Origin of the sequence: Lysobacter capsici (genome assembly GCF_014779555.2) — a bacterium.
GTDB lineage: Bacteria > Pseudomonadota > Gammaproteobacteria > Xanthomonadales > Xanthomonadaceae > Lysobacter > Lysobacter capsici.
This window is the reverse complement of record NZ_CP094357.1, coordinates 4,661,329-4,679,935: the sequence shown is the minus strand read 5'-3', so window position 1 is coordinate 4,679,935 and position 18,607 is coordinate 4,661,329. Positions and strand designations below refer to the sequence as shown.

The 18,607-nt window shown below is 68.5% G+C and carries 11 protein-coding genes; 7 read left to right on the top strand and 4 right to left on the bottom strand.

Annotated elements, in window-relative coordinates:
• Positions 1-95: 95 nt before the first annotated feature.
• From IEQ11_RS19140 to IEQ11_RS19120, 5 genes are all read left to right on the top strand, one after another.
• Positions 96-1,076: a glycoside hydrolase family 6 protein gene (locus IEQ11_RS19140; RefSeq protein WP_191823689.1), complete on the top strand. Its 981-nt coding sequence runs from the start codon at positions 96-98 to the stop codon at positions 1,074-1,076.
• Positions 1,077-1,297: 221 nt separating this feature from the next.
• Positions 1,298-1,468, top strand: a complete 171-nt coding sequence (locus IEQ11_RS19135) for a hypothetical protein (RefSeq protein WP_191823690.1) — start codon at positions 1,298-1,300, stop codon at positions 1,466-1,468.
• A gap of 340 nt (positions 1,469-1,808) precedes the next feature.
• Positions 1,809-2,687 (top strand): PhzF family phenazine biosynthesis protein, encoded by an 879-nt coding sequence (locus IEQ11_RS19130; RefSeq protein ID WP_191823691.1) that lies wholly within the window; start codon positions 1,809-1,811, stop codon positions 2,685-2,687.
• 580 nt (positions 2,688-3,267) lie between these two features.
• Positions 3,268-4,749 (top strand): collagen-like triple helix repeat-containing protein, encoded by a 1,482-nt coding sequence (locus IEQ11_RS19125; RefSeq protein ID WP_228465035.1) that lies wholly within the window; start codon positions 3,268-3,270, stop codon positions 4,747-4,749.
• A gap of 266 nt (positions 4,750-5,015) precedes the next feature.
• On the top strand, positions 5,016-6,728 hold the full coding sequence (locus tag IEQ11_RS19120; protein WP_191823694.1) for a ShlB/FhaC/HecB family hemolysin secretion/activation protein: 1,713 nt from the start codon (positions 5,016-5,018) through the stop codon (positions 6,726-6,728).
• Positions 6,729-7,127: 399 nt separating this feature from the next.
• Here IEQ11_RS19120 and recQ read toward each other — a convergent pair whose 3' ends face one another.
• Together recQ and IEQ11_RS19110 are read right to left on the bottom strand one after the other, a co-directional pair.
• A complete protein-coding gene (gene recQ / locus IEQ11_RS19115) occupies positions 7,128-8,945 on the bottom strand; it encodes a DNA helicase RecQ (protein WP_057922401.1) in 1,818 nt (605 codons plus the stop codon).
• Positions 8,946-9,258: 313 nt separating this feature from the next.
• A complete protein-coding gene (locus tag IEQ11_RS19110; RefSeq protein ID WP_036107789.1) occupies positions 9,259-9,846 on the bottom strand; it encodes a Dps family protein in 588 nt (195 codons plus the stop codon).
• A 237-nt stretch (positions 9,847-10,083) separates the two neighbouring features.
• On the opposite strand from IEQ11_RS19110, the gene IEQ11_RS19105 reads away from it, so the two are divergent.
• Positions 10,084-14,283 (top strand): DUF3418 domain-containing protein, encoded by a 4,200-nt coding sequence (locus IEQ11_RS19105; protein WP_191823695.1) that lies wholly within the window; start codon positions 10,084-10,086, stop codon positions 14,281-14,283.
• A 968-nt stretch (positions 14,284-15,251) separates the two neighbouring features.
• Here IEQ11_RS19105 and IEQ11_RS19100 read toward each other — a convergent pair.
• Entirely contained in the window at positions 15,252-15,737 is a 486-nt protein-coding gene (locus tag IEQ11_RS19100; protein WP_191823200.1) for a hypothetical protein, read from the bottom strand.
• A gap of 54 nt (positions 15,738-15,791) precedes the next feature.
• Positions 15,792-16,322, bottom strand: a complete 531-nt coding sequence (locus IEQ11_RS19095; RefSeq protein ID WP_191823201.1) for a hypothetical protein — start codon at positions 16,320-16,322, stop codon at positions 15,792-15,794.
• Between the two features lie 72 nt (positions 16,323-16,394).
• On the opposite strand from IEQ11_RS19095, the gene IEQ11_RS19090 reads away from it, so the two are divergent.
• Entirely contained in the window at positions 16,395-18,587 is a 2,193-nt protein-coding gene (locus IEQ11_RS19090) for a RelA/SpoT family protein (protein WP_247024608.1), read from the top strand.
• Positions 18,588-18,607: the final 20 nt, after the last annotated feature.

Here is an 18,607-nt window from a genome sequence, read left to right as displayed (position 1 = left end):
AAGCTGATGGCAGTCGTAAGCAAAACTAAGTAGCGCGCGAAACCTTCGCGTCGCCGTCGGCGGTATCCATCCCCGCGTCACTTGCAGGAAGAGACATGCGTCAAATATTCCGATCCAATTCGGCCCCGCTAGCGCAGACGCGCCGGGTGTTCGCGACGCTCGCGCTGGCCGCGGCGCTGACGCCGGCCTGCGCGCTCGCCGCGAACCAGAACAGCGGCTTCTACGTCGATCCCGATTCCAACCCGGCGCTGTGGGTGCGCGACCATCCGGCCGACACGCGAGCGAACGCGATCCGCAACTCGATCGCGACCCGGCCGATGGCGCGCTGGTTCGGCAACTGGAGCGGCAATATCGGCACCGCGGTGACGGTCTTCGTCGACGCCGCGCGCGCGGCCGACAAGCTGCCGATCCTGGTCGCCTACAACATTCCCGGACGCGACTGCGGCAGTCATTCCGGCGGCGGCGCGGGCAGTCCGGAGGCCTATCGCACCTGGATATCGAGTTTCGCCTCGGGCATCGGCAACCGTCGCGCGGTGGTGGTGATCGAACCCGACGCGCTGGCGCAACTCGATTGCCTCGCGGCGGATCAGCGTTCGGTGCGCATCGGCCTGCTGCAGCACGCCGCGCGCGAGTTCAAGGCGCGCGCGCCCAATGCGCTGGTCTATCACGATGGCGGCAACGCCAGCTGGATCGCCGCGGACGAAATGGCGCGGCGGCTGAATTCGGCCGGCGCGCGCGATCTGCGCGGCTTCGCCTTGAACGTGTCGAACTATCACACCACCGCCGATTCCAATGCCTACGGCGCGGCGGTCGCGGCCTCGCTGCAGCGCCAGTTCGGTTACAGCAAGGCCTTCGTGGTCGATACCAGCCGCAACGGCAACGGCTCCAACGGCGAGTGGTGCAATCCGGGCGGGCGCAAGCTCGGCGCGGGTTCGCAGAACAGCGCCACGGGCGCGGAGATGCTGTTGTGGGTCAAGGTGCCCGGCGATTCGGACGGCAAGTGCGGGATCGCGCCGAATACGCCGGCCGGGGAATTTTCGCCCGATATCGCCACGCGTTTGATCGAGGGGCGTTGAGCTGCGGGCGAGTCGCATCCGAGCGTTTGCCTCGCTCGGGTGACGGCGCCTCGCGGCTCGTAACCGCGGCATTGCTTGCGCGTTCTCGCCGATCCTTTGTGGTTTCGACCATCGCCGTCGGCGCGCCGGTGCGGGCGCCGTTTGTCCGAAGTTCGATGGCGCCGCGCGATTCCCGGTCGTCGATTTGCCGGTTCGTCTGTTCGTTTCAGGAGTTGCATCGCATGCGTTCGTTCCCGCGCCGCCCGGTCGTGCACCGGCTGTGGTTGGCGATTGTTTGCCAGACTGTGTTCTTCAGCAGCGTCGTCTCGTCGGTCGATCGCGACGCGCTGCGCGCGGCGGACGATGCCGCGCCGGCGATGCACGAGCGCGGGGTTCCATCCTCGCGTCGCTGATCCTTCGCGATGCGTCCACCGCGGCGCCGTCAGCCGCCGCCATGGCCGCATCCTCGTTTCTCCGCCACGCAGCCGAGTCCGACGCCCCCTCCGACTCACGCCGGTCGCGCGCTCCACGCACCGGCGGCTGCGATTCGCGGAGCGTCGCGCAATGCGCTACATTCGTGGATGCGGCGCGTTGCGCGGCGGTTTATCGCTGTCGTCTCGGCCGCGGCGCCGGCACGCGCGGCAATCGCTGGGCGCAAGCGAAGCGGCCTGGCGATTAGCGCCGCCAGCGCGACCGCGTCAATCGGCCTGAAGCCACTGTCGTCGGCGCCGGCAACCGGTACGATCCGCGCTCATGACCCTGCGCCGCTACCTGCAACTGGATGTGTTCGCCCATCGCATCGGCGCCGGCAATCCGCTGGCGGTGGTGTTCGATGCGCAGGACATGGACGCCGCGGCGATGCAGTCGTTCGCGGCCTGGATGCATCTGCCCGAGACGATCTTCCTGCTGCCGCCGCAAGCCGGCGCCGACTATCGCGTGCGCATCTTCACTCCGCGCCAGGAACTCGCCTTCGCCGGCCATCCGAGCCTCGGCGCGGCGTGGGCGGCGATCGACGCGCGACGGGTGCCGGCCGATCGCGAGTCGCTGGTGCAGGAATGCGCGGCCGGTCTGCTGCCGGTGCGGATCGTCCACGACAGCACCGGCATGCGGGTCAGCGTGCGCGCGCCGCGCGCGCGACGTTGCGATCACGATCGCGCCACCGCGCCGCGCCTGGACGCGGCGCTCGCCGGTTGGCCGCGCGGCGCGCTGGCGCCGGCGCTGTGGGACAACGGCCCGCGCTGGTGGGTGGTCGAACTCGACGCCGCGCCCGACCAGCCCGACCCGGTGCGCAGCCTGCAGCCCGATCTCAACGCCATCCTCGCCCTGGCCGGCGACGACGCGCTCGGGCTGGCGGTGTTCGCGCGCAGCCGCGATCCGGGTTACGACTACGTGGTGCGGGCGTTCTGCCCGGGCGACGGGATCGCCGAGGACCCGGTGACCGGCAGCGCGAACGCGGCCATCGCCGCGGCGCTGGTCGAGGCCGGCCGGCTGCGGCCCGGCGATCGCTACAGCGTCAGCCAGGGCCGCGAAGTCGGCCGCGACGGCTGTGTCGAGGTGCGCATCGACGAGGACGGCGAGGTCTGGATCGGCGGCCAGGTCCAGGCGGTGATCCGCGGCACGGTCGAGTGGTGAGACCGCCGGCACATTCGGGCTCGCCGGCGCGGCACCGAATTTAGATTGCGCGGCGAAAATTTACGTCTTGCCCGTATTTACGTAAAAAATGCCAAATCGCTGCATAAAAGCTGCGCCTTTGTGGTCAGTAAATGTACGGATTAGCGGTTGATCCGCGTACGCAGGGCGATCCACGCCGGTGCAAAGCCGATGCAAAGTCGATGCAGTCGGACGGCTCGTGCGAAATGCACGTTCAAGTAGCGGATTGAAATTCTTTTTCCGCAGCGCGAAATCGCGCTCTTGCCGCGTGGCCCGGCGCTGTCCTGTTTGTCGGCAACGTCGCGTTCCAGCAGCCGACGGTGAACGAAAATCACGCTTTCTCACGAGAATTACCGATTATCGGAAATATCGCATTGGCCGCTCGCCTGGACCGGTTTCATCACTTGTCCTAGACCCTAAACAGGAGCAGCCTCACGCCGTACACACTCAAATAACACTTTGAATGTGTGGTATCGGCGCTCAGCCGGTGTCGCCCCCGCGAACGCAGGCATAGCGATAAACCCAGGCACGGAGCAGCGCAACGCTGCGCTCGGAGGACGTGATGGACACTCGTGGCATTCGCAAGGCCCTTTCCTACAGCTTGTTGGCGGCATGCATTTTGACGGTCACCGTCTCGACGACCGGTTGCTCGGGCTCGGGCGGGGTCAAGTCCAGCTTCAATCCCAATCCGGGCGGTCCCGGCGGCCCCGGCGATCCGGGCGGCCCCGGTGGCCCCGGTGGCCCGGGCGATCCCGGCGGTCCGGGTGGTCCTGGCGGCCCCGGCAATCCGGGTGGCCCCGGCGGTCCGGGCAATCCGGGCGGACCCGGTGGCCCGGGCGGTCCCGGCAATCCGGGCGGACCCGGTGGCCCCGGCGGTCCGGGTAATCCGGGCGGTCCCGGTGGTCCCGGCGGCACCAGCGTGCCTGGCAATGCTCTGGGCGCGATCGTGACCGTGGCCGGCAACTTGGTCACCGGCATCGGCGGCGGGGTCAGCACGCTCGGCGCGCAGATTCCCAATCAGGCCTTGCTCGGCGGCAACAACCCGACCACGCAGGGCCTGGCCAAGGTCGTCGACGACCTGGGCAAGACGGTCAGCGGGCTGGGTCTGTCGACCAGCAGCGGCCTGGGCCAGATCGGCAATATCAGCAATCCGGTCGGCACCACCGTCGGCGGGGTCGACAATCTGGTGGTCAATGTCGGCACCACGGTCGACGACCTGGGCAAGACGGTCGCCACGGTCGGCGCGTTCCAGGGCTCGCCGATCCAGCCGCTGACCAGCGCGGCCGGCGGACTGGTCTCGGGCGTCGGCGGCGGGGTCAAGGACATCGGCGGCAAGCTCGGCGGTGTGCTCGAGGGCTCGGCCGGGCAGTCGCTGACCGGCGCGGTCAGCAAGGTGCTCACGCCGATCGCGGGGCTGGGCCAGACCAACGGCGGCGGTACCGGCGGCAGCGGCGGCGGCAATCTGGTCGCCAACGTGTCGCAGGGCGCGGGCGGCGTGGTCGGCGGCGTGGCTTCGGCCGGCGCGGCGGTCGGCGGCGCGCTCAGCGGCGCTCCGGTTCCGGGCGGCGCGGCCGGTCTGGTCGGCGGCGCGGTCACCGGCGTCAGCAACAATCTCGGTACGGTCGGCGCGGGCATCACCGCGGGACTGGGCAACGCCGGCAGCATCGCCAACCCGGTCGGGGTGACCGCGGCGGGCGTGACCAGCGGCGTGGCCGGTCTGGGCGGCACGGTCGGCGGCGTGGGAGCGGGCGTGGCCAGCGTGGGCGGCTCGACGCCGCTGGCGCCGGTCACCGGCCTGGTCGGCGGTGCGCTCGCCGGCGTAGGCAGTGGCGTGACCACGGTCGGCACGGGTGCGACCGCGGCGGTCAACGGACCGCTGCAGCCGGTGACTCAGGGGCTGAGCACGGTCGTCAACGGCGTAGCCGGGGCGACCGGGCTCAATAACACCAACGGCGGCCTGTTGGGCGGCGTGCTCGGCAACGACAGCGGCAAGGGTGGCCTGCTCGGCACCGGCCTGCTGGGCAAAAAGGGCGGTAAGCCCTGATCGGATGTGATCTGGCGCGCGGGAACGGCATCGCGCCGTTCCCGTCGCGCGCACAGGTCGTAGAGTCCAACCCAAGGCTTGCGGATGCGTTTTCGGCCTCGGCCGCGCGCATCCGGGGCCGTGATCCAGACGGGAGCCCAAGCCAGCCACCCGAAACACGAACGACCTCAGGAACCACCGTTCGCCCGAGTCAAACCAAAACAACAACGACAACCGGCCCGGCGTAGCAAAGGCGAAAGCCACCGCCGAGGCACAAGGGGTTCCGCATGGATACAGGGCTTTGGGGGAAGCGCTATCCACTGGCGCTGGCGATCACCGCGATGCTCGCGGCGACCACGGCGCATTCTCAGACTCAGCCACGATTGCCGACCACCGGCAATCCACTGCAAACCCTGCCGCAAGCGCCGCTGCCCAAGGCCGAGCCGAAGGTCGGCACCATCGTCGCGCCGCAGCAGAATCCGGAAATGGCCGCCTTGCTCGCGGTGCCGCTGACGCCGATCCGGTTCGAGGTGTCCGGGGTCAAGTCGGTGCCGTTCGAACAGGTCACCGGATTGTTCATTCCCTTGATCGGCCGGCAGATCACCGTCGCCGACCTGCTCGGCGCCGCCGAGACCTGCACCAAGCTGTATCGCGAGCGCGGCTATGCGCTGTCGTTCTGCTACGTGCCGACCCAGGACTTCGCCGACGGCACCGTGCGCGTGGTCGCGGTCGAGGGCTATGTCGCCCAGGTCCGCATCGGCGGCAAGCCCGGCAAGCTGGAACGCAAGATCCGCGCGATCGCCCAGCGCATCGTCGACGACCGGCCGCTGCGCCAGAGCACCTTCGAGCGCTATTCGCAGATCCTGGGCTTCCTGCCGGGCGCGAAGATGACCATCAACGTGCCGGCGCCGACCACCACCGACGGCGCGACCTCGCTCGATCTCAACGTCGGCGGCAAGCGCTACGACGCCACCTGGGCGCTGGAATTCAATCACCCCGGCACTCAGGGCCTGGCGACGCTCAACCTCAATGCGCTGACCTCGCTGGCCGAGCAATGGAGCCTGGCCGCGCTGTACCCCGACGGCCGCAGCAACGAACGCTTCTACAGCGCCGGGTATTCGCAGCTGATCGGCAGCGACGGCTGGATCGGCCGGGTCGACGGTTCGCGCTATCGCGGCGTGCCGGTCACCCAGACCCCGCTGCCGGCGTTTCTCGATCACCGGGTCGAACAGGACCGGGTGGCGATCAGCGCGCGCTATCCGCTGCTGTTGCGCAACGAGCGGTCGTTGTTCGTCTCGGCCGGCGTGTATGCCGCCGATCAGTCCGATCGTTATTTCAATACGATCAACGGCGCCTTGCTCGACCAGCGCTCCAAGACCCGGGTGGTGACCGCGGGGCTGGACTACGCCGAGGCCAAGAAGAACCACGCGCGCCAGGCGAGCATTTCGGTCGCGCGCGGGCTCGACACCTGGGGCGCGTCGGCCGACACCGTCACCAACATCGACGGCGTCGACGTGGCCGGCGCCAGCGACGTGTCGTTCACCCGCTACAACCTGGGGTACGCGCAAAGCCGCACCTGGAAGGAACAGCGCTACGCCGCGGTGCTGCGCGCGACCGCGCAGTACAGCCGCCAGCGCCTGCCGTCGTCGGAGCAGATCAGCTTCGGCGGCAGCCGTTTCGCCCTGGCCTACGACCCCGGCGAAACCTCGGGCGACCGCGGCTGGGGCGCGGCGCTGGAGCTGAGCCGCAACTTCCGTCCCAAGGCCAAATGGCTCAAGTCGGTGACCCCGTATCTGAGCGTGCAGCACGCGCGGGTTTCCCTGACCGAGGGCCGCCCGCCGATCGACGACCTGGGTAGCGTCGCGCTGGGATTGCGGTTGTCCGACAACAAGCATTTCAACGTCGACTTCGCCTACGCCAAGCCGACCGCGGATATTCCGCTGGAGACCGACGATCGCAAGCCGCGGTGGAATTTGAATTTCTCGTATCAGCTGCAGTAGGGCGGCGTTGCGGTTGTTGTCGTTGTCGTTTCAGTTGTGGCCGTTGCCGCTGTTGCCGTCGCCGTTCGTGTTGGTTGCGACGTAGCCGTTGTGTCGCGGTCGCGGCTCACGCCGCTCCTACAGTGCGAAACGAAGCCGCGGCCGCCCCCCTGTAGGAGCGGCGTGAGCCGCGACCGCGCCATCGCGCTTGCATCGCGGCTGTGAGGTCGCGGTCGCGACTTGCGGCGCTCCTACAGCGAGCAATGAAGCCGCGGTCGCCCCCTGTAGGAGCGGCGCGAGCCGCGACCGCGTCATCGCGCTTGCGTCGCGGCTCTGAGGTCGCAGCGGCTGCCTCGACTTGCGACGCTCCCGCGCTCGCTTCCGCCTAACTGACCGCGCGCCGACTCCGGGATCGCCGCCTCAGCCGTGATCGAGCAAATGCTGCAACACCGCCTCGCCATAGCGATCGAGTTTGCTCACGCCGATGCCGGGGATGCGGCCAAGGTCGTCGAGGTCGTCGGGCGCCTGCTCGGCGATCGCGCGCAAGGTGCTGTCGTGGAAGATCACATAGGCCGGCACGTTCTGTTCGCGCGCGGTGGTCGAGCGCCATTCGCGCAGGGCGTTGAAGCGCAGCAGCGAGGCCGGGTCCATGTCGATCATCGGCGCCGCGCCCGCGCCGCCGCGGGTCTTGCGGGTGCTGGCGCGCGCGGCCTTGGGCGCTTCGGTGCGAAAGCGCAGCTCGCGTTCGCCGCGCAGCACCGGCGCGCTGTCGGCGGTCAGGCGCAGCGCGCCGTGGCGTTCGATGTCGGCTTCCAGCAGGCCGGCGGCGACCAGCTGCCGGAACACGCTGCTCCACTGCTTGACGTCCAGATCGCTGCCGATGCCGAAGGTGCTCAGCGCTTCGTGACCGAAACGGGTGACTTTCTCGGTCGCGGTGCCGCGCAGCACGTCGATCACATGACCGGCGCCGAAGCGCTGGCCGGTGCGGTACACGCACGACAGCGCCTTGCGCGCGGCGGTGGTGCCGTCCCAACTCTGCGGCGGCTCCATGCAGTTGTCGCAGTTGCCGCAGTTGCCCGGATGCGGCTCGCCGAACCACCCGAGCAGCGCCTTGCGCCGGCATTCGGTGGATTCGCAGAAGCCCAATAAGGAATCCAGCTTGCGCAGCTCAAGACGCTTGCGTTCCTCGCCGGCTTCGCCCTGTTGAATGAGCTGGCGCAGATTGACCACATCGCCCAGGCCGTAGCACAGCCAGGCTTCGGCCGGTTCGCCGTCGCGGCCGGCGCGTCCGGTCTCCTGGTAATAGCCTTCGATCGACTTGGGCAGGTCGATGTGGGCGACGAAACGCACGTCGGGTTTGTCGATGCCCATGCCGAAGGCGATCGTCGCGACCATCACCACGCCGTCTTCCTGCAGGAAACGGCGCTGGTTGGCGGCGCGCACGCCTGCGTCGATGCCGGCGTGGTAGGGCAGGGCCTTGATCCCGGCGGCGGCCAATTGCTCGGCCACCGATTCCACCCGCTTGCGCGAGAACGCATAGACGATGCCGCTTTCGTCGCGATGCCCGGCGAGGAAATCGAGCAGCTGACGGGTGCCGTTGTCCTTGTGCACCACGCGGTAGCGCACGTTGGGACGGTCGAACGAGCTGACGAAGCGGCGCGCGTCCTCCAACGTCAGCCGCTCGGCGATCTCGCGCTGGGTCGGCTCGTCGGCGGTGGCGGTCAGGGCGATGCGCGGGATGTCGGGCCAGCGCTCGTGCAGGATGGTCAGTTCGCGGTATTCGGGGCGGAAGTCGTGGCCCCATTGCGATACGCAGTGCGCCTCGTCGATCGCGAACAGGGCGATCTTGGCGCGGTCGATCAGGTTCAGGCAGCGGCCGCTGAGCAGGCGCTCGGGCGCGACGTAGAGCAGATCGAGCTCGCCGGCCAGCAACTGGCGCTCGACCTCGGCCGCGTCCTCGCTGCTCAGGGTGGAATTGAGATAGGCCGCGCGCACGCCGAGCTGGCGCATCGCCTCGACCTGGTCCTGCATCAGCGCGATCAGCGGCGAGACCACCAGGCCGCAGCCTTCGCGGATCAGCGAGGGAATCTGGTAGCACAGCGACTTGCCGCCGCCGGTGGGCATCAGCACCAGGGCGTCGCCGCCGTCGATCACGTGCTGGACGATCTGCGCCTGTTCGCCGCGGAACGCGGTATGGCCGAAAACGCGGTGCAGTAACTCGAGTGCGGGGGAAGGCATGAGGCTAGTTTAACCGGGCCGGTTCGCGGACCGGTCGGAAACCGGCGTCGCGGGTGGTCGGCGATTGCGGCGTCGAGGATTCGGGGCTCGGCCTGCGCCGCGGTCGGAATGTGCCGCGGGCTCGGGCTGGCGGCCGGACTGCAGGCCCGAGCGCGGAGCGCCGGGCTTCAGCGCCGCCGCCGTTCGGCGCGCGCGCTGGCGGGATGACGGCCCGTGATGAGCGCTCGCCTGGGTCGCCCGCGAACACGCCAAACCCCGCAAACGCAACGGGCGCGGCCATCGCCGCGCCCGCCGGGTTACCGCCAGATCGCGATTACTGCAGCAGCGAACGCAGCATCCACGCATACTTCTCGTGGGTCTGCAGGCGCTGGGTCAGCAGGTCCTCGGTCGGCGCGTCATCGACGTCGTCGGCCTGGTCGAGTACCTTGCGCGCAGTGCGGCATACCGCTTCGTTGCCGACCACCAGCTGGCGGACCATTTCGCGCCAATCGGCGGCTTCGGTCAGGCCGGCTTCCTCCGGGATCGAGCTGAGCTTGACGAATTCGGCGTACGAGCCCGGCGCGTTGAAGCCCAGCGCGCGGATCCGCTCGGCGATGTCGTCCAGCGCGGTCCACTGCTCGGTGTACTGGGTTTCGAACATGACGTGCAGGGCGTTGAACATCGGCCCGGTCACGTTCCAATGGAAATTGTGGGTTTTCAGGTACAAGGTGTAGCTGTCGGCCAGAAAGCGCGACAGACCTTCGGCGATCTTCTTGCGATCGCCCGGCGAAATCCCAATATCGATCGAGGGCGCGCTGCTGCCGGCGGCGGGCGACGCGGCCGGGCTGTTCGACGACGACGGGGACGCGGACTTCTTGGACGAGGATTTGTCCGGTTTTCCGGGCTTGCTGACCTTGGCCATGGGGGACTCCTTTACTCCAGTGCGGGATGGTGAGGCGGGACGGTGGCAGAACGCTTCGGCGCGCGCGCCGAAGTTCAATACGTTTCGACGCGGGCCCCGGATTTCAAGCGCTCCGGTGGGCCGGTATCGAATCGAAAGGGTTCCGACGCTCGCGTCGGACACTGCGGCGACAATAGGCGCTGTCGACCGCGATGTGAAATGGTTTGTTCCTTGCGCTGCGATGCAAACGATCTATCGATGAACACCAGCAATTCCAAACACCAGTCTAGCCACGCGGATGCTAGCGTCGCGTTACGGCAGGCGCGCAACGCGATCGACGGCGCATTGAGCCGCGATCGCGGCCGCCTGCACGGCCTGTGGTCGCGCTGGAGCGGCAAGCCCGCCGACGCGCAGGCGCAGGCGGCGTTCGCGCAGGCCTTGGCGGCCTCGGTCGCGCAGCGCGAAGCGCGCGCGGCGTCGCTGCCGCGGGTGCCGGCCGATCCGGCGCTGCCGATCGCGGCCGAGGCCGATCGCATCGTCGAGCTGATTCGCAAGCATCCGGTGGTGGTGATCGCCGGCGAGACCGGTTCGGGCAAGACCACCCAGTTGCCCAAGCTGTGCCTGGCCGCCGGCCGCGGCGCCGCCGGCATGATCGGCTGCACCCAGCCGCGCCGCATCGCCGCGCGCGCGGTCGCGCGGCGCGTGGCCGAGGAGCTCAATACCCCGCTCGGCGAAGTGGTCGGCTATCAGGTCCGCTTCAACGACAACGTCGGCGAACGCACCGCGGTCAAGTTCATGACCGACGGCATCCTGCTGGCCGAAATCCAGTCCGACCGCTGGCTGTCGGCCTACGACACGATCCTGATCGACGAGGCGCACGAACGCAGCCTCAACATCGATTTCCTGCTGGGCTATCTCAAGCAACTGCTGAAAAAGCGCGGCGACCTGAAGATCATCGTCACCTCGGCGACCATCGACACCGAGCGTTTCGCCGCGCATTTCGACGGCGCGCCGGTGGTCAGCGTCGAGGGTCGCGGTTATCCGGTGAACGTTCGGTATCGTCCTTTGGACGATGCGGGAACGGGGAATGGGGAGTCGGGAATCGGCAAGGCCGCGGCTCGCGATGTCGGCGGCGCTCGTCGTGCGGGTTCCGCGAATCCCGAATCCCCAATCTCGACTCCCGCGCGCAGCGTCAACGACGGCATCGTCGCCGCCTGCGACGAAATCACCCGCGAAGATCCGCGCGGCGACGTGCTGATCTTCCTGTCGGGCGAACGCGAGATCCGCGACGCGCACCAGGCGCTGGAGCGGCGCAAGTACCGCGAAACCGAGGTGCTGCCGCTGTACGCGCGGCTGTCGGTGCGCGATCAGGACCGGGTATTCAATCCCGGCCCCAAGCGCCGCATCGTGCTGGCGACCAACGTCGCCGAAACCTCGCTGACCGTGCCGCGCATCCGCTACGTGGTCGACCCCGGCCTGGCCCGGGTCAAGCGCTACAGCCCGCGCGGCAAGCTCGACCGGCTGCACATCGAACCGGTCTCGCAGGCCAGCGCCGACCAGCGCAAGGGCCGTTGCGGACGCATCAGCGAAGGCACCTGCTATCGCCTCTACAGCGAGCCGGATTTCGAATCGCGGCCGCGCTACACCGATCCAGAAATCCGTCGCGCCGCCCTGGCCGGGGTGATCCTGCGCATGCTGTCGCTGGGTTTGGGCAGCGTCGACGGCGGCGGTCACAAACGCCGCGGACCGCGCGGCGCCGCGGCGACCACCGAACAGGATGCCGCGACCGCGCACGGCGCCTCGGCGCGGATCATCGAGGACTTCCCGTTCCTCGATCCGCCCGACAGCCGCGCGATCGCCGACGGCTGGCAGCAACTGGCCGAACTGGGCGCGGTCGACGAGCAGCGCCGGCTCACCGCGATCGGCCGGACCATGGCGCGCATGCCTGTGGACGTGAAGCTCGCGCGCATGCTGGTCGCGGCCAACACCCACGGCTGCCTGCGCGAGATGATCGCGATCGCCGCCTTCCTCGGCATCCAGGACCCGCGCGAGCGTCCGGCCGACCAGCGCGGCGCGGCCGATGCGGCGCATGCGCTGTTCGCCGATCCGCGTTCGGAATTCGTCGGCATCCTCAAGCTGTGGGACGCGTATCAGACCGCGCACGAAGACCTGACCCAATCCAAGCTGCGCGGCTGGTGCGAGAAGCATTTCCTCGGCTTCCTGCGCATGCGCGAATGGCGCGAGCTGCATCGGCAGCTGAAATTGCTGTGCGATGAGCTGGGCTGGCAGGCGCAGGCGAGTTCCGGCGAACTCGATGCCTCGGCGTACGCGACCTTGCACCGCGCGCTGATCGCCGGCCTGCCGACCCAGATCGGTTTTCGCGGCGACAAGGGGCTGTACGACGGCCCGCGCGGGCGCAAGTACCAGTTGTTCCCGGGTTCGCCGCTGGCCAAGAAACCGCCGCCGTGGCTGCTGTCGGCGACCTTGCTCGACACCGAGCGGGTGTGGTCGATGACCAATGCCACGATCGAGCCGGACTGGGCGATCCAGGAACTGCCGCATCTGCTCGCGCGTCGCCATCACGATCCGCGCTGGGCGCGTTCGCAGGGCCGCGTGGTCGGCAGCGAACAGATCAGTCTGTTCGGCCTGGTGCTGGCGCCGAAGCGGCCGATCCATTACGGCGCGCTGTATCCGGAAGAAAGCCGGATCATTTTCGCCCGCGACGCCCTGGTGACCGGCGAGATCAACACCCGCGCCGCGTTCGTCGCGCGCAACCTCGCCACCTTGGCCAAGGCGCACGAGGAAGAAGCCAAGCAGCGCCGCGCCGGCCTGGTCGTGGACGAGGAATGGATGGCGCAGTGGTATCTGGACCGCTTGCCGGCGCAGATCCACAACGTGCAGGCGATGGACGCGTGGTACGCCAAGCTGTCGGCCGACGAGAAGCGCGCGCTGGAATGGTCGAACAACGATCTGATGGTCGGCGGCGAGACCGAGGCGTCGCGATTCCCGCCGTACCTGCAACTGGGCAATGCGCGGCTGGCGGTGCGCTATCGCTTCGAGCCCGGCGCGGTCGACGACGGCATGACCGTGGCGGTGCCGCTGCATCTGCTCAACGCGCTCGATCCGGCGCAGTTGTCGTGGCTGGCGCCGGGTTTCGTCGCCGACAAGGCCGCGGCGCTGATCAAATCGTTGCCCAAGACCTTGCGCCGCAATTTCGTGCCGGCGCCGGATTTCGCCAAGGCCTTCCACGAGGCGCATCGCCAGGCCGAGGCCGACGATCTGGTCAGTGTGCTGGCGCGGTTCCTGCGCAAGCTCACCGGCACCGAAGTGGCCGCGACCGATTTCGATCCGAGCACGATCGAACCGCATTTGCGCATCAACCTGCGCCTGCTCGACGCGGCCGATCCGCGCGGCGGCAAGGACGCCGAACGCAAGGTGCTGGCCGAGTCGCGCGATCTCGACGAGCTGCGCCAGCGCTTCGGCGAGCGCGCCGCGCGCGCGTTCGCCGCGCAGGCCGCCGATGGCCTGGGCCAGCAGGGTCTGACCGCGTTTCCCGATCAGCCGATCCCGATGTCGGTGCCCGGCGCGGCCGGCGTGCCGGCGTTTCCGGCCTTGCACGATGACGGCGACACGGTGTCGCTGCGCGTGCACGCCGAGCGCGAGGCCGCGTTGCGCGCGCATCCGGGCGGGGTGCGCCGGCTGCTCGCGATCGCGATGGCCGAGAAGCTCAAGCAGGCGCGCAAGCAGATGCCGATCCAGGCCAAGACCGGGCTGCTGTACGCGGCGATCGAGTCGGCCGCGCCGCGCAAGGACCGCGTGTCGCCCACGCGCGCCGCGCAGGACCGCGCCTCGCACGATCGACCGCGCGACAGCGATCGCCTGCGCGAGGATTTGGTCGACGGCGCCTTGCAGTCGTTGCTGGGCGACGACGCCGACCTGGTCGCGGTGCGCGATCCGGCCGGGTTCGAACTGCGCCGCGAGACCGTCGCGCGCAAGCTGTTTCCCGAGGCGATGGAACGCTTGCGTCAGGCCGAGACGATTCTCGGCGCGGTCGCCGAGGCGCGCGCGCGGCTGGAGTCGTCGTTGATGGGCTGGGCCAGCGGCAACCTCGACGACATGCGCGCGCAGCTGGCGCGGCTGACCCCGCCGGGGTTCCTGCGCGATGTCGCGACTTCGGCGCTGGCCGAGTACCCGCGCTATCTCAAGGCCTTGTCGGTGCGCAGCGAGCGCGCCTTGCGCGATCCGGTGCGCGATCAGGCGCGGATGCTGGAACTCAAGCCGTTCGTCGATGCGTTCGATGCGGCGCAGGCGGCGGGGCTCGCCGAGGATGCGGGCTGGCAGGCCTTGCGTTGGGAGATCGAGGAGTTGCGGGTGTCGTTGTTCGCGCAGGAACTGGGTGTGCGTGGTGGGGTGTCGCCCAAGAAGTTGGCGCAGCGGTTGGCTTCGTTGCGGGGGTGAGGTGTGTGGTGGATCAGACAGGCGCGGCGTGCGCCTTGTGCGACGGATTACAACGCCGCGGCGTGCGTCTGATTAGCTTGGGCTGAGTGGCGCGGTTATTGATGTGGCGCGGTCGCGGCTTGCGCCGCTCCTACAGGTAGACCATGCAAGTTCGGCTCGTGCTTGAAGCCGCGCAGTTCATCCAGCGCTGCGAGGCCACTGACTCGCGTTAGCAAAAGGACACCCGAAGGGCGACGCGCAGGGATGCGCGTTGCGCGCCACCGGGACATGGATGTCCCGTGTGGCGCGTGCCCGCGAATGCTCCGCACTTGCGGGCCCTTGATTCAAAGAAAAGCGTTTTTCTTTGGTTACCTTTTGACCGAAGGGAATCCAGGCGGACTTTTGTCGCTTTTGACAAAAGAAAGTAACTCGGCCGCTTGCGGACGAAAGCTGTTGATCTTGCCTCTGGCTTCAAAAGCTCTAGAGCTTTGAAGCCTTTAAAGCTGCAAACAGGATCAAAAGCGTTCCGCCGCTGAAGCGGCGGGTCACTTTCTTTTGTCTAAAGCAACAAAAGAAAGATAACCAAAGAAAAATGCTTTTTTGTGAATCAAGGGCCCGCGCGTGCGGTGCTTGCGCGGGCATGCGCCACACGGGACATCCATGTCCCGGTGGCGCACGGCGTGCATCCTGCACGCCGCCCTACGGGTGTCCTTTTGTTCTCGCGAGTTCCGAGCTTCGCAGCGCTGGATGAACTGCGCGGCTTCAAGCTCAAGCCGAAGCTGCCTGGCCACCCTGTAGGAGCGGCGCAAGCCGCGACCGCGGACCACCCGCGTCGACGAACGCTTGATGAGAAGGTGCGAGCCAAGCGCACGCATTGCGAGCGGCATCCCGACAAACGCAAACGCCGGCTATGCGCCGGCGTCTGCGATCAAATGCTTCTGGGATGCGTCGTGCGACCGACAGCCCGGCCGCCGACCGAAAGCCAAGCCTCAGCCCCCGTCGACCCGCTTGACCTTGGCCTTCGGAATCTGCCCGTCCACCTCGAGATACCACGCGCCCATCATGCCGGGCTTGATGGTGACCTTCGGCGACGTCACCGGCTTGCCGATGAACAGCGAGCCGTCGATCACCCGCCAGCGCTGGCCGTTGTCGAGCACGATCACGCTGCCGCCGGAGAAACCGCGGAACTCGCCCTTGATGGTGGAATGGATCGGATCGGCGGCGACCTTGGAGAACGGGTCGTTGCGCTCGGCCTGGATCTTGCGCTCGGCCTCGGCGACCGCCTTGGTCTGATCCTGGCTCAGCAATTCGTTCAACAACGTCAGCTGCGCGGGCGACAGCGACGACAGGCCGGTGGCCTGCATCTGTTCGGCGCTGAAGCGCTGCTCGACGGGCACGTAATGACGTTCGGCCGCGCTCGCGCCGGCGGAAACGGCGAGCAGCACGGCAAGGCTCAGTGGGGCGAACGCACGCATGAGAACACTCCGAAAAATAGGACGCGAAAGGGGAATCGGCCGTCGCCGCGCAGCTTACTTGGTCCGCGTGACCTTGGCGCGGGTGTTGTAACCCTGCACCGCCATGTACCAGACGTTGCCGATCACGCTCGGGGTGATGCGCACCTGCGGCGCGTCCAGATGCACGCCGGGCAGGTCGGCGTTGTCGTCCTGACGCCATTCCTGGCCGTTGTCGAGGATGTAGGTCTGGCCGCGCGAGAAACCGTTGAACGGGCCGGTCATGCGCGCCACCACCGCTTCGCGCGAACCCGAGCCGAGGAAGCCGCGGTTTTCGTGCTTGACCTGGGCGCGGGTTTCTTCCTTGGCCTTGACCACGGCCTTGGTGGTCTCGCTGTCGAGGGTGCGGTTGAGCCAGGCGTTCAGGTTGCTCAGCTGCTCCGGGCTCAGTTGATCCAGGCCGGCGGCCTTGAACTGTTCGGCGCTCATCTGTTGTTCGATCTTCGACTGCGCCAGCGCGGCCGGCGCGGCCAGGGCCAGGGCGATCGCGGCGGCGATGAGCAGGCGCGACAGCGCCGGGCGCGGCGTGGAAAGGAGAATCGCGGACATCGTGCTGTTCCTCGGGGCGGATGCTCGCTAGTGTAGACGCTCGCTCTTCCCGCTTCGATCCGTCCCCACGCAGTGAACGTTCCCGCCGCTCAGCCCCGACCCGATCTGACCCACGTCCTGGCCCAGCCCGCGGCGGCGGCCCTGGCCGCACCGCTGCGCAAGGCCTTGCTGGAGGCGGCGCAGGCGCCGCAGGCCGGCGCGAATGCGCTGGACGCGCCGGCGGTGGTCGCCGCGACCCTGGACGCGCTGGCCCTGCTCGACGCCGACAGCGACACCGTCGCCGCGGCGATCCTGCACGCCCATCCCGGCTGGGCGAGCGCGATGGGCGCGGGCTTCGAACGCGATTACCCGGTGGTCGCGGCCCTGCTCGACGGCCAGCGCGCCGCCGGCCAGGTGTGGGCGCTGCATGCCGAACAGGGCCGGCATTCGGGCACCGAAGGGCTGCGCCGGCTGCTGCTGGCGATCGTGCGCGACCTGCGGGTGGTGCCGATCCTGCTCGCGCGTCAGCTCGCGCGCATGCGCCACGCCGATCACCTGCCGGCGGACACGCGCCGCGAACTGGCCGCGTTGACCCGCGACATCCACGCGCCGCTGGCCAACCGGCTGGGCATCTGGCAGCTCAAGTGGGAACTCGAGGACCTCGCGTTCCGTTACCTGGAGCCGCAGACCTATCAGAAGATCGCGCGCCTGCTCGACGAAAAGCGCGGCGATCGCGAGCGCTACATCGAGCAGGTCAAGCGCACCTTACGCGAGGCGATGAGCGCGCAAGGGCTCAAGGCCGAGGTCGCCGGCCGGCCCAAGCACATCTACAGCATCTGGAAGAAGATGCAGCGCAAGGACGCGCCGATCAGCGAGCTGTACGACCTGCGCGCGGTGCGGGTGATGGTCGACGATGTGGGCGCGTGCTACGCCGCGCTCGGCGTGGTGCATGCGACCTGGACACCGGTGCCGAGCGAATTCGACGACTACATCGCCCGGCCCAAGCGCAACGACTACCGCTCGCTGCACACCGCGGTGATCGGCCCGGAAGGCAAGACCCTGGAAGTGCAGATCCGCACCCACGAGATGCACCGCCAGGCCGAACTCGGCGTGGCCGCGCACTGGAAATACAAGGAAGCCGGCAGCCACAGCGCCGACGCCGCGTTCGACCGCAAGATCGCCTGGATGCGCCGATTGCTCGACGCCAAGGGCGATGGCGGCCAGGGCGGCGACGAGGCGCTGGCGAGCGAACTCGATACCGAACTGGTCGAGGACCGGGTCTATGTGCTCACCCCCAAGGGCGAGGTGATCGATCTGCCGACCGGCGCGACGCCGCTGGATTTCGCCTACCACGTGCATACGGAGGTCGGGCATCGCTGCCGCGGCGCCAAGGTCGACGGGCGCATCGTGCCGCTCGATCACAAGCTGCGCAGCGGCGACCGGGTCGAGATCCTGACCGCGAAAACCGGCGAGCCTCGGCGCGACTGGCTGGTGCTGGCGAACGGCTTTTTGGCCAGCAATCGTTCGCGCGAGAAAGTCCGCAACTGGTTCCACAAGCTCGACCGTTCGCGCAACGAAACCGCCGGCCGCGAACTGCTCGACAAGGAACTGCGCCGGCTCGGCCTGCTCGGCGCCGATCTGGCGCCGGCGCGCGAGCGCTTCACCCTGGCCAGCGACGGCGATCTTTACGTGCAGGTCGCGCTCGGCGACATCGGCCCGCATCAGATCGGCCGCGCCTTGCTCGAGCACGAACGCGCGCAGTCGGCGCCGCCGCCGGCCGCGACCCATGCCAGCGGCACCACCGTGGTCACGCCGCCGGCGCCGCGCAAGGTGCCGGGCAAGTCCACCGATTTCACCGTCGAAGGCGTCGGCAATCTGCTGGTGCAGCTGGCGCGCTGCTGCCAGCCGCTGCCGGGCGAACCCATCGTCGGCTATCTGACCCGCGGCCGCGGCGTCAGCGTGCATCGTCCCGGCTGTCAGGCGTTCGAACGCCTGGCCGCGGCCACGCCGCAGCGGGTGCTGCCGGTGGAGTGGGGCCGCAAGGGCAGCGGCTACGAAGTCGACATCGAAGTGTTGGCGCTGGACCGCAAGTGGCTGCTCAAGGAAGTCACCAACGTGATCGCCCAGTCCAACGCGCACGTGCTGAGCATCCGCAGCGATGTCGAGCGCAACGGCGCGCAGGTGCGTTTGCGCCTGCGGTTGCGGGTGGCCGACTACGGCCAGTTGTCGACCTTGCTCGGCAAGCTGTCGTCGTTGCCGGCTGTGGAGTATGCGCAGCGGCAGTGATGCGTCGGGTTCGCGGTGGA

Excerpts from the sequence above, each read along its gene's own strand:
- IEQ11_RS19140 (WP_191823689.1), top strand. The coding sequence starts at position 96 with ATGCGTCAAATATTCCGATCCAATTCGGCCCCGCTAGCGCAGACGCGC.
- IEQ11_RS19135 (WP_191823690.1), top strand. The coding sequence starts at position 1,298 with ATGCGTTCGTTCCCGCGCCGCCCGGTCGTGCACCGGCTGTGGTTGGCG.
- IEQ11_RS19130 (WP_191823691.1), top strand. The coding sequence starts at position 1,809 with ATGACCCTGCGCCGCTACCTGCAACTGGATGTGTTCGCCCATCGCATC.
- IEQ11_RS19125 (WP_228465035.1), top strand. The coding sequence starts at position 3,268 with ATGGACACTCGTGGCATTCGCAAGGCCCTTTCCTACAGCTTGTTGGCG.
- IEQ11_RS19120 (WP_191823694.1), top strand. The coding sequence starts at position 5,016 with ATGGATACAGGGCTTTGGGGGAAGCGCTATCCACTGGCGCTGGCGATC.
- recQ (WP_057922401.1), bottom strand. The coding sequence starts at position 8,945 with ATGCCTTCCCCCGCACTCGAGTTACTGCACCGCGTTTTCGGCCATACC.
- IEQ11_RS19110 (WP_036107789.1), bottom strand. The coding sequence starts at position 9,846 with ATGGCCAAGGTCAGCAAGCCCGGAAAACCGGACAAATCCTCGTCCAAG.
- IEQ11_RS19105 (WP_191823695.1), top strand. The coding sequence starts at position 10,084 with ATGAACACCAGCAATTCCAAACACCAGTCTAGCCACGCGGATGCTAGC.
- IEQ11_RS19100 (WP_191823200.1), bottom strand. The coding sequence starts at position 15,737 with ATGCGTGCGTTCGCCCCACTGAGCCTTGCCGTGCTGCTCGCCGTTTCC.
- IEQ11_RS19095 (WP_191823201.1), bottom strand. The coding sequence starts at position 16,322 with ATGTCCGCGATTCTCCTTTCCACGCCGCGCCCGGCGCTGTCGCGCCTG.